This window comes from Pandoraea vervacti (assembly GCF_000934605.2).
Classification (GTDB): domain Bacteria; phylum Pseudomonadota; class Gammaproteobacteria; order Burkholderiales; family Burkholderiaceae; genus Pandoraea; species Pandoraea vervacti.
Genome location: NZ_CP010897.2, coordinates 2,380,239 through 2,394,456 on the forward strand (window position 1 = coordinate 2,380,239; position 14,218 = coordinate 2,394,456).

A 14,218-nucleotide genomic window follows, 5' to 3' on the forward strand; every position below is an offset into this window, starting at 1 on the left:
GGCGGCTCACTCAGCCGTCCCGGTTTCGATGAGCAGGGCGAGCACGACGCGGCGTCCTTCGCTCATCAGAATGTTGTACGTACGGCAAGCCGCCTGCGTATCCATGGAGTCGACGCCAACGCGCTGGCTGGTGAGCGCTGTGGTCAGGCGGGGGTGCGCAAAGCGCAGGCGCGCGCCGCTGCCGAAGATGACGACCTCGGGTTCGCGGGCACGGAGCATGTCGAAATGCGAGTTGTCGAGGGCGTCGAAGCGCGATACCGGCCAGGGCGAAATCTCGCCCTCGGGCGAAATGATCACGCTATGGTCGTAACGAACCTTGTTGACCTCGACATAGCCCGAGCCGTAGCCGGTGACCGTGTTCAATGCCGCTTGCGACGGGTCTTGATGCAGTTTCACTTTCGGAGATTCCCTACCCAGTGGTTAGCCAGTGGTTAGCCAGTGGTGGCTGAGCGTCGACAGATCGTGACGGATAACGGGCCGGCATCTTGCCTTGCGTGTCGCAAACCGTCAATGATGCATTGCCGAACTCTGTCATAATTGGCTAAATTATAGCTTTTTGCCGTACGCAGCACGGCAAAACCGTTGCAGCGCGGCATTTTTCACGTCGTCCCGCCTGTTACCGGCCCGTCCGGACCCCTGCGCCGCCCGTCAAGACCACAATCGCCGTGAAACCGATCCTCAAATCGCAGAAATTGCAGAATGTCTGCTACGACATTCGTGGGCCCGTGCTCGAACATGCCAAGCGCATGGAAGACGAAGGTCATCGCATCATCAAGCTCAACATCGGCAATCTGGCGCCGTTCGGTTTCGAGCCGCCTGACGAGATCGTTCAGGACATGATCCGCAATCTGCCGAACTCGGCCGGTTATTCGGATTCGCGGGGTGTGTTCGCGGCGCGCAAGGCGATCATGCATTACTGTCAGCAAAAGCACATCAACGACGTGCAACTTGATGACATCTATCTCGGCAACGGCGCGTCCGAGTTGATCGTGATGGCGATGCAGGCACTGCTCAACGATGGCGACGAAGTGCTGGTTCCGGCGCCCGACTACCCGCTCTGGACCGCTGCGGTCAGCCTCTCGGGCGGCACGCCGGTGCATTATGTGTGCGACGAGCAGGCCGACTGGCAACCGGATCTGGCCGATATCCGCAAGAAGATCACGCCGAACACGCGCGCGATCGTCGTCATCAACCCGAACAACCCGACGGGCGCCCTGTACTCGGACGAACTGCTCAAGGACATCGTGGCGCTCGCCCGCGAGCACAAACTCATCATTTACGCCGACGAGATCTACGACAAGATCGTGTACGACGGCGAAGTGCATACCTCGATCGGGTCGCTTTCCGAAGACGTTCTCACGATTACCTTCAACGGCCTGTCCAAGAGCTACCGCGCGTGTGGTTACCGCGCGGGCTGGATGGTCGTGTCGGGCGACAAGCGCCATGCGCGCGACTATATCGAAGGGCTCAACATCCTCGCATCGATGCGTCTGTGCCCCAACGTGCCGGGGCAGTACGCCATTCAGACCGCGCTGGGCGGCTATCAGAGCATCAAGGACCTGATCGTGCCGGGCGGCCGGCTGTACGAGCAGCGCGAACTCGCGCACCGCATGCTCACCGACATTCCCGGTGTGACGTGCGTGAAGCCGAAGGCGGCGCTGTACCTGTTCCCGCGTCTGGATCCGGCGGTGTACCCCATCGCCAACGATCAGGACTTCATTCTCCAGTTGCTGCTCGAAGAGAAGGTCCTGCTGGTGCAGGGCAGTGGCTTCAACTGGATGCATCCCGACCATTTCCGCGTAGTGTTCCTGCCTCACGAGGGCGACCTGGAAGACGCCATCAGCCGCATTGCCCGCTTCCTTGACGGTTATCGCCGTCGCCACGGCAAGTGATGCGCGCCAACCGATTTCGACTTTTGAGTAAAACTGCATGAAACCGATCAAATTGGGCCTGCTCGGCCTTGGCACGGTAGGCTACGGCGCCTTCCAGGTACTGGCTCGCAACCAGGAAGAAATTCAACGTCGTGCCGGCCGGGGTATCGAGATTACGAAGGTCGCGGTTCGTAACGTCGAACGCGCCAAGGGGCTCGTGGGCAATGCGGCCGTCGTCACGGGAGACCCGTTCGAAGTCGTGAACGATCCGGATATCGACGTGGTGGTGGAGACCATCGGCGGCTACGATTTGACGAAGGAACTGGTCCTCAAGGCGATCGAGAACGGCAAGCACGTGGTCACCGCCAACAAGGCGTTGCTGGCGGTGTACGGCAACGAGATCTTTGCCGCGGCGCGCAAGGCGAACGTCATGGTCGCGTTCGAAGCGGCCGTCGCCGGTGGCATTCCCATCATCAAGGCATTGCGCGAAGGCCTCACGGCCAACCGCATTCAGTGGATCGCCGGCATCATCAACGGCACCACCAACTTCATCCTGTCGGAGATGCGCGACAAGGGCATCGACTTCGACGTGGCGCTCGCCGACGCACAACGTCTGGGCTACGCGGAAGCCGATCCCACGTTCGATATCGAAGGCGTCGACGCCGCCCACAAGCTCACGCTCATGAGCGCCATCGCATTCGGCGTGCCGGTGCAGTTCGATCGCGCCTATGTCGAAGGCATCACCAAGCTGGCTGCGCTCGACATCAAGTACGCCGAAGAGCTGGGCTATCGCATCAAACTGCTGGGCATTACGCGTCGCGCAGAATCGGGCATCGAACTGCGCGTGCATCCGACGCTGATTCCGGCCAAGCGCCTCATTGCCAATGTCGAAGGTGCGATGAACGCCGTGCTGGTGCAGGGCGACGCCGTTGGGGCTACGCTTTACTACGGCAAGGGCGCGGGGGCCGAGCCGACCGCGTCGGCCGTGGTGGCCGATATCGTGGACGTGACGCGCCTGCAAACGGCCGACCCGGAGCACCGTGTGCCGCACCTGGCGTTCCAGCACGATTCGCTCTCCGACATTCCGGTCCTGCCGATCGACGAAGTCACGACGAGTTACTACCTGCGCCTGCGCGTGGTGGATCGTGCCGGTGTGATGGCGGAACTCACGCGCATTCTGGCCGATCTGGACATTTCGATCGACGCGCTCCTGCAAAAGGAATCGCGCGAGGGCGAGCACCAGACCGACATCATCATCCTGACGCATCAGACGCTGGAAAAGCACATCAACTCGGCCATTGCCAAGATCGAGGCGATGGACACCGTGCTCTCGAAGGTCACGCGCATTCGCATGGAAGCGCTGAGCTGAGCCCGAAGCACCGACCCGACAGGACAGGTTCCAAATGAAATACATCTCTACGCGCGGCGCGGGCCTGACCTCTGGCGAACCGCAATCGTTCTCCAGCATTCTGCTCGGTGGCCTGGCCCCGGATGGCGGCCTGTATCTGCCCACGGAATACCCGCAGGTCACTGCCGACGAATTGCGCGCCTGGCGTCAGCTCTCGTATGCCGAGCTCGCTGCACAGGTGCTCGGCAAGTTTGCCGGCGACATTCCGGCCGAAGTGCTGGCCGATCTGACGAAGCGGACGTACACCGCCGAGGTGTACCGCAACGTTCGCCCCGGCGAGGACGCGGCCGACATCACGCCGTTGCTGCCGCTGGGCGTCGAGCAGGATACGCAGCTCTCGCTGCTGGCGCTGTCCAACGGCCCGACGCTGGCCTTCAAGGACATGGCCATGCAGTTGCTCGGCAATCTGTTCGAGTACGCGCTGGCGCAACACGGCGATGCCCTGAACATTCTCGGGGCGACGTCCGGCGACACGGGCAGTGCGGCGGAATACGCCATGCGCGGCAAGGAGGGCATTCGTGTCTTCATGCTCTCGCCAGCGGGCAAGATGAGCGCGTTCCAGACCGCCCAGATGTACAGCCTGCAAGATCCGAACATCTTCAATCTTGCGGTCGAAGGCGTGTTCGACGATGCGCAGGACATCGTGAAGGCGGTCTCGAACGATCACGCCTTCAAGGCGCGCTACAAGATCGGCACCGTCAACTCGATCAATTGGGCGCGCGTCGTTGCGCAGGTCGTGTACTACTTCAAGGGCTACTTTGCGGCCACGGGCGGCAAGTCCGGGCAGGACGGCGAGGTGTCGTTCACGGTGCCCTCGGGCAACTTCGGCAATGTCTGCGCGGGGCATATCGCGCGCATGATGGGCTTGCCGATCCGCAAGCTGGTCGTGGCAACCAACGAGAACGACGTACTCGACGAATTCTTCCGCACCGGCCGTTATCGCGTGCGCAAATCGGCCGAGACGTTCCACACGAGCAGCCCGAGCATGGACATCTCGAAGGCATCGAACTTCGAGCGTTTCCTGTTTGATCTGCTGGGTCGCGATGCGACGGCAACGGCGGATCTGCTCTCGAAGGTCGAGCGCGACGGTGGCTTCGATCTGTCGGGCAGCGAGGCGTTCGCGCGCGTGGCGCAGTTCGGCTTCGTGTCGGGGCGCAGCACGCACTCGGATCGTCTCGCGACGATTCAGGACGTGGCCCGGCGCTACGACGTGGTCATCGACACGCACACCGCCGATGGTGTGAAGGTGGCGCGTGAAGCGCTCGAACCCGGCGTGCCGATGGTGGTGCTGGAAACGGCGCAGCCGGCCAAGTTCGCCGAGACGATCCGCGAGGCATTGCATCGCGAACCGCCGCGCCCGGCGGGTTTCGAGCAACTTGAATCGCTGCCGCAGCGTTTTGACACCGTGCCGAACGACGTCGAGCGCGTGAAGGCCTATATCGCGGAGCACACCGGCATTTGAGCCGTGGCGTCGTTTCACGCAATGACTGGCGAGCCATTTGCATGCTGAGTACACAAGAAGCCCTTGATGCCGTGCTGGCAGCGGCGCGTCCGCTCGATCGGCACGAGACGGTCGACACGCTCGCGGCCAACGCTCGGGTGCTGTCGGCCGACGTTGTAGCCACGCTCGATGTCCCGCCGATGGACACCAGCGCCATGGACGGCTACGCCGTGCGCATCGCCGATCTGCGCGATGGCGAAACGGTGCTGCCCGTCTCGCAGCGTATTCCCGCGGGCCACTCGCCTGAGCCGCTCGCCAGCGGCACGGCGGCGCGTATCTTCACGGGCGCGCCGGTGCCCGTGGGCGCGGACGCGGTCGTGATGCAGGAGCAATGCGAAGCGCGTGACGACGGGACTGTCGTCGTGCGGCACACGCCGGTCGCAGGCGAGTTCGTCAACCGTCAGGGCGCCGACATTCGGCGGGAGAGCGTGGTGCTCGCCGCCGGTACCCGGTTGCGTGCGCCGGCGCTCGGTCTGGCGGCGTCGGTGGGCATCGCCCGGCTGCAGGTGGCGCGCCGCGTGCGGGTCGCGGTGTTCTTTACCGGTGACGAACTGACGATGCCCGGTGAGCCGCTGCGACAGGGCAGCATCTACAACTCGAACCGGTTCGTGCTGCGCAGTCTGCTGGAGAACCTGGGCTGCGAGATGACCGATTACGGCATCGTCCCGGACAATCTGGCGGCCACGCGTGCGATTCTGCGCGACGCGGCACGCGGCAACGATGTGATCATTACGTCGGGCGGCGTGTCGGTGGGCGAGGAGGATCACGTCAAGCCGGCCGTACAAGCCGAGGGGCGTCTGAATCTCTGGCAGATTGCGCTCAAGCCGGGCAAGCCGCTGGCGTACGGCGAGGTGCGTCGCGCCAATGGAGATGGCGGCGCGGACACGGCCCACTTCATCGGTCTGCCGGGCAATCCGGTGTCGAGTTTCGTGACGTTCCTGCTGTTCGTGCGTCCGTTCATTCTGCGATTGCAGGGCGTGACGGATGTCGCGCCAAGGCGCATCGCCATGCGCGCCGATTTCACGCAGAAAAAGGCGGATCGTCGCAATGAGTTCCTGCGTGCGCGTGTCAACGATCAGGGTGGCCTCGACGCATTCCCGAATCAGAGTTCGGCCGTGCTGACCTCGACCGTGTGGGGCGACGGCCTGATCGACAACCCGCCAGGGCACCGCATCGAGGCGGGGCAGACCGTGGCGTTCCTGCCGTTCTCGGACCTCCTATATTGAAAGACAGAGATGCCGCCAGGTTGGCTGGCGGCGCCCACACAGACTATGCAGATCGATCTTCGTTTTTTCGCCAGCGTCCGCGAGGCGCTGGGTGTCGCTGAGGAGCGAGTGGACGCCGTGCCCGCCGGGATTGCCACGGTGGGAGACGTTCGTGAATGGCTGTGTACGCGCGGTCCCGTCTGGGCCGAGACCCTCGGTCCGCAACGGCCGCTGCGCATGGCGCTGAACCATACGATGGTGCCTGCGTCGACGCGTCTGACCGACGGGTGCGAAGTGGCGTTCTTCCCGCCGGTCACCGGTGGTTGAGCGCGACGGCACGTCAGGCACCGTACGCAAGTAGGCACACCGGCACACAGGAGACCATGGCCATGGCGATTCGCGTTCAGACCGAAGATTTCGATCTGTCGGAGGAGGTTCGCCGCTTACGCGCCGACGATTTGCGCGTAGGCGCCGTGGCGACTTTCGTGGGCACGGTGCGCGACCTGAATGACGGCAAGGACGTCGCGCGCATGACGCTCGAGCACTATCCCGGCATGACGGAAAAGGCGCTCGAATCGATCGTCGCGCAGGCGCGCGAGCGCTGGCGTATGTTCGACGCGCTGGTGATCCATCGTTACGGCGAACTCGGCCCGGGCGATCAGATCGTGCTGGTGGCCGTCACCTCGGCGCATCGCGGCGATGCCTTCGCGGCTTGCGAGTTCATCATGGACTACCTCAAGACCGAGGCGCCGTTCTGGAAGAAGGAAGCCACGCCCCAGGGCGAGCGCTGGGTCGATGCTCGGGAGACCGATACAGCGGCACGTGAGCGCTGGGTGACGGGCGAGAAAGCCTGATGGACGCGCGCCCCAGTTATCGCGCATTAAGATTCGGCAATTCCAGATAACGCCGGCGAAAATCAAGAATCGTCGCTGAAGTGACGTTCAATCATGCTGTTGAGCCGGGCGCCGTTGCTTGACGGTGTCCAGCAACGCCCGTTGCGCTGGCGGCAGCGTGTATTCCCATCCGAACAGATTCAACTGAAGGCTCTCCGCGATCCGGATCGCCGGTTCCGCGAAGGCGAAGGCCGCCTGCGGCTCGAAGAGCTTGTCCAGCGTGTCGAAAAAGAGCGCAAGCCAGCGACTGAAGTGCTCCCCGCTCAGATGTGCGAAAGGCTGGTGCGCCTGCGTCACGTTGCCGCGGTAACGTTTGGCGCCGAGCACGATGCTGCACCAGAACGCCACCATCTTCTCGAGATGCATGTCCCAGCGGCCTTCGAGCGCCTGGCGGAATACGGGGCCGAGCAGGTCGTCGTCGCGAATTCGCCCGTAAAAGGCATGCACGAGCAGGCGCACGGCATCTTCATCGATCTCGGCGATGCGGGTCGCGGGCCACGCGACGCCCGAATCCGGTGACGACTTTCCCGAAAACGTCGGGAGGGCCGGGGCGCCGCGACTGTCGCGGGCGCGGGATTGCGCGGTCGTGGGGCGAGTGGATTCTGCGGACATATCCTCGGGCGTTCATGCGGTGCTGACGGCGTTGCGAGCTGGAATTCCGGACGAGACATCCGACTTTCCGACGTCAGGGGGACGCATGGTGCGTCGTGCTGAAAATCGCTATTATGAGCTTCAAACCGGGGCGTGTCCTGCGGTTGTCCTGGCGCACCATCCGGCGATTCCGGGCGGATCGCGATTCGCAGCGCCCACCCTGCAACTGCCCGGAAACCGGCCCCCGACCGGTATTGCGCGAAATGTCAAATGTCGCGCCGTAATGCCCCTTGAAACCACAGGGGATTGTCCGCACATCCGATCCAGAAAGATTTCTTACCGGAGCACTAGATGCGACAAGACAAATTCACCACGCAGTTCCTGGAAGCGCTGGCTGATGCCCAAAGCATGGCAGTCGGTCGCGACCAGCAATACATTGAGCCGCTGCATCTTCTCGCGGCGCTGATCGCACAACCCGAGGGCGCAGCGCGCTCGCTGCTGCAGCGCGCCGGCGTGCAGGTGCAACCGCTCGCCCATGACATTGAAACGGCGATCGCCAAGCTGCCGCAGGTGCAGGGCACGGACGGCAACGTGCAGGTCAGCCGCGAGCTTGCCGGCCTGCTCAATCAGGCCGACAAGGAGGCACAGAAACATGGCGACAGCTATATCGCCAGCGAAATGTTTCTGCTTGCGCTTGCCGACGACAAGGGCGACACGGGCAAGCTCGCCCGAGCGCGCGGCCTGACCCGTAAATCGCTGGAAGCAGCCATCGAAGGCGTGCGCGGCGGTGCTTCCGTCGATAGTCAGGATGCCGAAAGTCAACGCGAAGCCCTGAAGAAGTACACCCTCGATCTGACCGAACGTGCCGCGGCCGGCAAACTCGACCCGGTGATCGGCCGCGACGATGAAATCCGTCGCACGATCCAGATCCTCCAACGCCGTACGAAGAACAACCCCGTGCTCATCGGGGAGCCGGGGGTGGGCAAGACCGCCATCGTCGAAGGACTCGCGCAGCGCATCGTCAATGGCGAGGTGCCGGAGTCGCTCAAGAACAAGCGCGTGCTCGCGCTCGATATGGCCGGGTTGCTCGCCGGTGCGAAGTTCCGTGGCGAATTCGAAGAGCGCCTGAAGAGTGTGCTGAACGACATCGCCAAGGATGAAGGCCGCACGATCCTCTTCATCGACGAAATCCACACGATGGTCGGTGCAGGCAAGGCCGAAGGCGCGATGGACGCGGGCAACATGCTCAAGCCGGCGCTCGCACGCGGCGAACTGCATTGCATCGGCGCCACCACGCTCGACGAATACCGCAAGTACATCGAGAAGGATGCTGCGCTGGAGCGTCGCTTCCAGAAGGTGCTCGTCGAAGAGCCGAGCGTCGAGGCGACCATCGCCATTTTGCGTGGCTTGCAGGAGAAATACGAACTGCACCACGGCGTGGAAATCACCGACCCGGCGATCGTGGCGGCGGCTGAACTCAGCCAGCGCTACATCACCGATCGCTTCCTGCCGGACAAGGCCATCGATCTGATCGACGAGGCGGCGTCCAAGATCAAGATGGAAATCGACTCGAAGCCGGAGGTGATGGACAAGCTCGATCGTCGTCTGATCCAGCTGAAGATCGAGCGCGAAGCCGTCAAGAAGGAAACGGACGAAGCCTCGCAAAAGCGCCTCTCGCTGATCGAGGAAGAGATTTCGCGACTGGAGCGCGAGTACGCCGATCTGGAAGAAGTGTGGACGGCCGAGAAGGCCGCCGTGCAGGGTAGCGCACAGGTCAAGGAAGAAATCGACCGGGTGCGCGCCGAGATTGCGAAGCTCCAGCGTGAGGGCAAGCTCGACAAGGTGGCGGAACTGCAGTACGGCAAGCTGCCGCAGCTCGAAGCGCAACTGAAGGATGCCGATGCTGCGGAGGCCGCCGGTCAGCAGTCGCAGCCGCGTCTGTTGCGCACGCAGGTGGGTACGGAAGAGATCGCCGAAGTGATCTCGCGTGCAACGGGCATTCCGGTCTCGAAGATGATGCAGGGCGAGCGTGAGAAGTTGCTCAACATGGAAGCCAAGCTGCACGAGCGTGTGGTGGGGCAGGACGAGGCGATTACCGCCGTGGCCGATGCCATCCGCCGTTCGCGTGCGGGATTATCGGATCCCAACCGCCCCTACGGGTCGTTCCTGTTCCTCGGGCCGACCGGTGTGGGCAAGACCGAGCTGTGCAAGGCGCTCGCGATGTTCCTGTTCGATTCGGAGGATCACCTCATCCGCATCGACATGAGCGAGTTCATGGAAAAGCACAGCGTGGCGCGTCTGATCGGTGCGCCGCCGGGCTACGTCGGTTATGAAGAGGGCGGTTATCTCACCGAAGCCGTGCGCCGCAAGCCGTACAGCGTGATCCTGCTCGACGAGGTCGAAAAGGCGCACCCGGACGTCTTCAACGTGCTGCTGCAAGTGCTGGACGACGGCCGCATGACCGATGGTCAGGGACGTACGGTGGACTTCAAGAACACGGTTATCGTGATGACGTCCAACCTCGGCTCGTCGATGATCCAGTCGATGGTGGGTGAGCCGCAGGACCGGATCAAGGACGCCGTGTGGACAGAGATCAAGGACCACTTCCGCCCCGAGTTCCTGAACCGGATCGACGAAGTCGTGGTGTTCCACGGGCTCGACCAGAAGCACATCGAGTCGATTGCCACGATCCAGATCGAGATCCTGCGTCAGCGTCTGGCGAAGCTCGACATGCATCTGGAAGTCACCAAGGCGGCGCTCACGCATGTGGCACGCGAAGGTTTCGATCCGGTGTTCGGGGCGCGTCCGCTCAAGCGGGCGATTCAGCAGGAGATCGAGAACCCGGTCGCCAAGCTGGTGCTCGCGGGTAAGTTCGGCCCCAAGGACACGATCCCGGTCGATTGGCGCAACGGTCGCTTTACCTTCGAGGGCGATACCGCCGCGCAGGTGAGCAAGGAAACCGAGGCGGCTGCCGAGTAAGCGCCGTCGTCGCAAACGCCCGGGCGATCTGCCCGGTCAATCCCCGTGTTTCGCAAGGAACGCGGGGATTTTTTTATCCGGTGTCTGTGCGACGTGGGCGCGGTATCCTGCTGTCACAAATGTCGGCGACAATGCCCGACCGCCACGTTGACGCCTTGGGAGGGGGCCGGCGATGGGGGCGATGCGCTGCCGTTCGCGCCGATCGGGGACCATTGACGGCGCGTGGGCGCCATCCGTCGCAAATGGGCTGCCAGCGGCACATGTTTTACCTATCGTCACGCCATGAAACGAACGCGAAGGGGGATTTCATGGCGACGATAGTGGGCGTGCATCTGGCGGTAGCGGTGGTGGCGATGGGACTCGGTGCGGGAATCTTGCTGATGCGGCGCGGCACGCCGCGGCATCGGTGGATGGGCCGTCTATGGGCATTGGCGATGGTGGCCACGGCGCTCACGAGCTTTGGCATTCGCGAACTGGGGAACGGACACTTTTCCTGGCTGCACGGGCTGTCGCTGTACGTGCTGGTGAATCTGGCGCTCGCCGTCGTGGCGATCCGGCGGGGCAACGTGAAAGCGCATCGCAGGCAGATGACGGGACTGTATGTCGGGCTGGTCGTCGCAGGCTTAGCAGCGGTGGCCGTGCCCGGCCGTCCCCTGAATAGTGCGCTGACGCGGATATGGCAACATGGCACACCGCCGGTAGTGCGTGGTTCACCCGTTGCACCCGTCGCGACCTTCGCGCCTGCGACACCTGCGACACCTGCGACACTTTTATCCACCGGCGGACCATCCCCCTGGCGCGAATGACGTCGACGATGAAATCACCCCAATCCCTGCAAACCGCTCAGACGGCCCCCGTCGATCCGACGCGCGGTCTGTGGCAGCGGTTTTTTCGCGAGCTGGCCGGGGTATTGCTGTTCAACACGTTGATCGCGGGATTGCTCTCGTTTATCGGCTTCGGTGGCACATTCGTGCACAACCTCGTGTTTGCACAATGCATCGGGGTGGCGATCGCCGTCTTCGTGGACGGCGGGCGCCGGCTGATCTGGCGCGACGCCAGGCCGCCGATGTTTTGGTTCCTGGGGCTCGTGGCGCTCGGATGTGTGGCAGGGCTGGCCGTCGGGATCGCAACGGGAACGGCGCTGCTGGGGCTGCCGATCTCGATGTGGCGTCCGGTCAACGGGCATGCGCTTCCCATTGTCTTGCTCGTGGCGCTGATCGCCACAGCCGTCGGCAGCTATCACGGATGGTCGCAGGCCCGGATTTCCCAGTTGCGCGAAGCGACGGCGCAGCAGGCACTTCGCGAAGCAGCCGCAGACCGTCAACTTGTCCATGCCCGGCTTCAGACGCTTCAGGCACAACTGGAGCCGCATTTTCTATTCAACGTGCTCGCCAACCTCGATTCGCTGATCGCGAGCGATCCAACCCGGGCGAGGCACTTGCTCGGTCATCTCAATCGTTTTCTGCGCGCATCGCTTGCGGCAACGCGCGCGCAGACGACAACGTTGGCCGAAGAGTTCGCCTTGCTCGACGCATTACTGGCGATTCAGAAAGTGCGTTTTGGCGAGCGTCTGCGTTATACGTTCGATCTGCCGCACGAGTGTCGGGCGTTGTGTCTGCCGCCCATGCTCGTGCAGCCGCTCGTGGAGAACGCCGTCAAACATGGCGTCGAGCCGCTCGCGGCGGGGGCGACGGTGGCCGTCAGCGCCCGTTTGGAGCGCACCGTGTCCGACAAGGCGTATGTGGTGGTACGCGTCGAAGACGATGGTGCGGGGTTTGCACACGAAGGTACGGGGCACGCAGCGGAGCGCGCCGTCGGTAGCGGTATCGGCCTGACGAATATCCGGGCGCGCCTGCGCGTGCTCTACGGCGACGACGCGCGCCTCACGCTCACCGAAGGCGTGCCGCGTGGCGTTGCCGCGAGCTTGCGTTTGCCTGTGGCGTCGGCCGGGCAATGCCAGGACAACGATTTCTAGTCGCAGAGAGTGAAGTGCATGACATCCCCCGTCGCCCTGATCGCCGAAGACGAACCATTGCTTGCCGACGCGCTGCGCGCCATGCTGGCGCAGGCATGGCCCGCGTTGCACGTGCTGCCTGTCGCGCCTGACGGCACATCGGCCATTGCCGCCATTGCGCGGTCGCATCCGGATGTCGTGTTTCTCGACGTCTCGATGCCGGGCGCGACCGGTATCGATGTCGCGCGTGCCTGCGCACGACTCGCGCGTGCGCCGCAAATCGTTTTCGTTACCGCGTTCGATCGCTTTGCGCTCGACGCTTTCGATGCCGCTGCGGTAGATTATCTGCTCAAGCCGGTCGAGCCCGGACGGCTGGCGCGTACGGTTGCGCGCGTGCAGGAGCGCCTGTCGCGGCCAGGCGCGGACACGCTCGCGCAACTCTTGACGACGCTGCGTGCGCATCTCGACGCCGCGCCGTTGGCGACGCGCGATACGGATGGCACGAACGTCGGGGCCTCGACTCCATCCTCGCCCGTCACTGCGTCTGTGCCGCGCGAATATCTGCAATTCGTGCGGGCGTCCGTGCGCGACGAGATTCGTATCGTGCCCGTCGAAGAGATCTGCTTTTTCGAAGCGGCGGACAAGTATGTCGTGGTGGCCACCGCTGACGGCGATCTATTGATTCGCACGAGCCTGCGTGAGCTGTTGCCGCAACTCGATCCGTCGCGATTCTGGCAAGTGCACCGCAGCACGGTCGTGAACGTGGGCGAGGTGGTCAGCGCGCAGCACACGCCGCTCGGGCGTCTGACGCTCAAGCTCAAGCGACGCAAGGACCGGGTAGCGGTCAGTCGTCAATACGCCCACTTGTTCCGACAGATGTAGTGTCCGGGACGGTGGCGAAGAAGTCGGTGGGGGTGCGTCCGAAGGTGCGTTTGAACATCGCGGAAAAGGCGCTCTGGCTTCGATAACCCAACTCGCGCGCGATACGGGCGAGCGGATAGCCTTTCGACGCGAGCGGAATCGCCTGGGCGAGCACTGCCTGCTGACGCCACTGCACGAAGCTCATATTCAGTTCCTGCCGGAACAGGCGCCCGATGGTCCGGGGGCTGGCGCCGGCATATCTTGCCCATTGGTCGAGCGTCCAGGCGCGGGCGGGATCGGCCAGCATCGCGTTGCACAGCGTGAGCAGTCGCTTGTCGCGCGGCAGCGGCACTTCGAGCGGTAGGGGCGACGCGCGGCGCAGTTCATCCAGAATCAGGCCACCGAGCATGTGTTCGCGAGGGGCATCGAGGTCGGCGGCGGGCACGTCGATGGCGGCGATCAGCTCACGCAGCAACGGCGAGACTTCCACGACACGGCAGTGATCGAGGCCGGGCGGGATAACGTCGGGATGCACGTACAACGTGCGCAGATAGGAGGGCTCGTTGACCAGCAGGCTATGCTCGATGTCGGGGGGGATCCAGATCGCGCGTGAGGGCGGCACGATCCATGCGGCATCCGCGACCGCGATCTGGATGACGCCGCGTGGCGTGTAGGCGACCTGCGCCCAGGCGTGGCGGTGATTGGGCACGCGAATGCCGTCGCGCAGCGCACGCGCACGCAAGCGCACCGGACGCGTTTGCGTCGGCGTGAAGGCCTCGGGCACGACATAGCTGTCGAACGCGTTCTGCGCGGCGGGCGTTGACGCGGGCCCGCCCGGGGGTCCTACAGCGTCGGAAGGGGCGGGCGAATCGAACGGATCGGGCGCAAGATTCGGCATGGCGGGATCGCGACAATTGGGATTTTTGTAAGTGTAAACTCGTTGCCTGCCATCTTC

The 14,218-nt window shown here is 63.7% G+C and carries 13 protein-coding genes; 10 read left to right on the forward strand and 3 right to left on the reverse strand.

Features of this window, described 5'->3' with window-relative positions; genetic code table 11:
• Positions 1-6 precede the first annotated feature (6 nt).
• Positions 7-396 carry an Mth938-like domain-containing protein gene (locus UC34_RS10790; RefSeq protein WP_044455547.1) on the reverse strand — a complete coding sequence of 130 codons (390 nt, stop codon included), beginning with the start codon at positions 394-396 and terminating at the stop codon, positions 7-9.
• A gap of 269 nt (positions 397-665) precedes the next feature.
• Between UC34_RS10790 and UC34_RS10795 the strand changes: the two genes are divergently transcribed.
• The 6 genes from UC34_RS10795 (at position 666) to moaE (ending at position 6,839) form a co-directional block, all read left to right on the forward strand.
• Positions 666-1,892, forward strand: coding sequence for a pyridoxal phosphate-dependent aminotransferase (locus tag UC34_RS10795; RefSeq protein ID WP_167370657.1), 1,227 nt, complete (start codon positions 666-668; stop codon positions 1,890-1,892).
• 37 nt (positions 1,893-1,929) lie between these two features.
• Positions 1,930-3,240 carry a homoserine dehydrogenase gene (locus tag UC34_RS10800; protein WP_044455549.1) on the forward strand — a complete coding sequence of 437 codons (1,311 nt, stop codon included), beginning with the start codon at positions 1,930-1,932 and terminating at the stop codon, positions 3,238-3,240.
• A gap of 34 nt (positions 3,241-3,274) precedes the next feature.
• Positions 3,275-4,741: a threonine synthase gene (gene thrC / locus UC34_RS10805; protein ID WP_044455550.1), complete on the forward strand. Its 1,467-nt coding sequence runs from the start codon at positions 3,275-3,277 to the stop codon at positions 4,739-4,741.
• Between the two features lie 41 nt (positions 4,742-4,782).
• On the forward strand, positions 4,783-6,006 hold the full coding sequence (locus tag UC34_RS10810; protein ID WP_044455551.1) for a molybdopterin molybdotransferase MoeA: 1,224 nt from the start codon (positions 4,783-4,785) through the stop codon (positions 6,004-6,006).
• A 45-nt stretch (positions 6,007-6,051) separates the two neighbouring features.
• Positions 6,052-6,312 carry a molybdopterin converting factor subunit 1 gene (gene moaD / locus UC34_RS10815; RefSeq protein WP_044458003.1) on the forward strand — a complete coding sequence of 87 codons (261 nt, stop codon included), beginning with the start codon at positions 6,052-6,054 and terminating at the stop codon, positions 6,310-6,312.
• A gap of 62 nt (positions 6,313-6,374) precedes the next feature.
• Positions 6,375-6,839, forward strand: a complete 465-nt coding sequence (gene moaE, locus UC34_RS10820; protein WP_044455552.1) for a molybdopterin synthase catalytic subunit MoaE — start codon at positions 6,375-6,377, stop codon at positions 6,837-6,839.
• Between the two features lie 87 nt (positions 6,840-6,926).
• Here moaE and UC34_RS10825 read toward each other — a convergent pair whose 3' ends face one another.
• Positions 6,927-7,490, reverse strand: coding sequence for a group III truncated hemoglobin (locus tag UC34_RS10825; protein WP_237165290.1), 564 nt, complete (start codon positions 7,488-7,490; stop codon positions 6,927-6,929).
• Between the two features lie 330 nt (positions 7,491-7,820).
• Between UC34_RS10825 and clpB the strand changes: the two genes are divergently transcribed.
• The 4 genes from clpB (at position 7,821) to UC34_RS10845 (ending at position 13,284) form a co-directional block, all read left to right on the forward strand.
• Complete coding sequence (gene clpB / locus UC34_RS10830) at positions 7,821-10,448, forward strand: ATP-dependent chaperone ClpB (protein WP_044455553.1); 2,628 nt, start codon at positions 7,821-7,823, stop codon at positions 10,446-10,448.
• Between the two features lie 308 nt (positions 10,449-10,756).
• Entirely contained in the window at positions 10,757-11,254 is a 498-nt protein-coding gene (locus tag UC34_RS10835; protein WP_052810981.1) for a DUF2306 domain-containing protein, read from the forward strand.
• A gap of 8 nt (positions 11,255-11,262) precedes the next feature.
• Positions 11,263-12,423 carry a sensor histidine kinase gene (locus tag UC34_RS10840; protein ID WP_044458006.1) on the forward strand — a complete coding sequence of 387 codons (1,161 nt, stop codon included), beginning with the start codon at positions 11,263-11,265 and terminating at the stop codon, positions 12,421-12,423.
• A gap of 18 nt (positions 12,424-12,441) precedes the next feature.
• The gene (locus UC34_RS10845; protein ID WP_044455554.1) at positions 12,442-13,284 is read left to right on the forward strand and encodes a LytR/AlgR family response regulator transcription factor; all 843 of its coding nucleotides are present in this window, start codon (positions 12,442-12,444) and stop codon (positions 13,282-13,284) included.
• On the opposite strand, the gene UC34_RS10850 is transcribed toward UC34_RS10845, so the two are convergent.
• Entirely contained in the window at positions 13,247-14,161 is a 915-nt protein-coding gene (locus tag UC34_RS10850; protein WP_084070537.1) for an AraC family transcriptional regulator, read from the reverse strand. The two genes, UC34_RS10845 and UC34_RS10850, sit on opposite strands and share 38 nt — an antisense overlap.
• Positions 14,162-14,218 lie beyond the last annotated feature (57 nt).

Coding starts and splice junctions, on each gene's coding strand:
- UC34_RS10845 (WP_044455554.1), top strand. CDS start 12,442: ATGACATCCCCCGTCGCCCTGATCGCCGAAGACGAACCATTGCTTGCC.
- UC34_RS10825 (WP_237165290.1), bottom strand. CDS start 7,490: ATGTCCGCAGAATCCACTCGCCCCACGACCGCGCAATCCCGCGCCCGC.
- moaE (WP_044455552.1), top strand. CDS start 6,375: ATGGCGATTCGCGTTCAGACCGAAGATTTCGATCTGTCGGAGGAGGTT.
- UC34_RS10850 (WP_084070537.1), bottom strand. CDS start 14,161: ATGCCGAATCTTGCGCCCGATCCGTTCGATTCGCCCGCCCCTTCCGAC.
- thrC (WP_044455550.1), top strand. CDS start 3,275: ATGAAATACATCTCTACGCGCGGCGCGGGCCTGACCTCTGGCGAACCG.
- clpB (WP_044455553.1), top strand. CDS start 7,821: ATGCGACAAGACAAATTCACCACGCAGTTCCTGGAAGCGCTGGCTGAT.
- UC34_RS10800 (WP_044455549.1), top strand. CDS start 1,930: ATGAAACCGATCAAATTGGGCCTGCTCGGCCTTGGCACGGTAGGCTAC.
- moaD (WP_044458003.1), top strand. CDS start 6,052: ATGCAGATCGATCTTCGTTTTTTCGCCAGCGTCCGCGAGGCGCTGGGT.
- UC34_RS10810 (WP_044455551.1), top strand. CDS start 4,783: ATGCTGAGTACACAAGAAGCCCTTGATGCCGTGCTGGCAGCGGCGCGT.
- UC34_RS10835 (WP_052810981.1), top strand. CDS start 10,757: ATGGCGACGATAGTGGGCGTGCATCTGGCGGTAGCGGTGGTGGCGATG.
- UC34_RS10840 (WP_044458006.1), top strand. CDS start 11,263: ATGAAATCACCCCAATCCCTGCAAACCGCTCAGACGGCCCCCGTCGAT.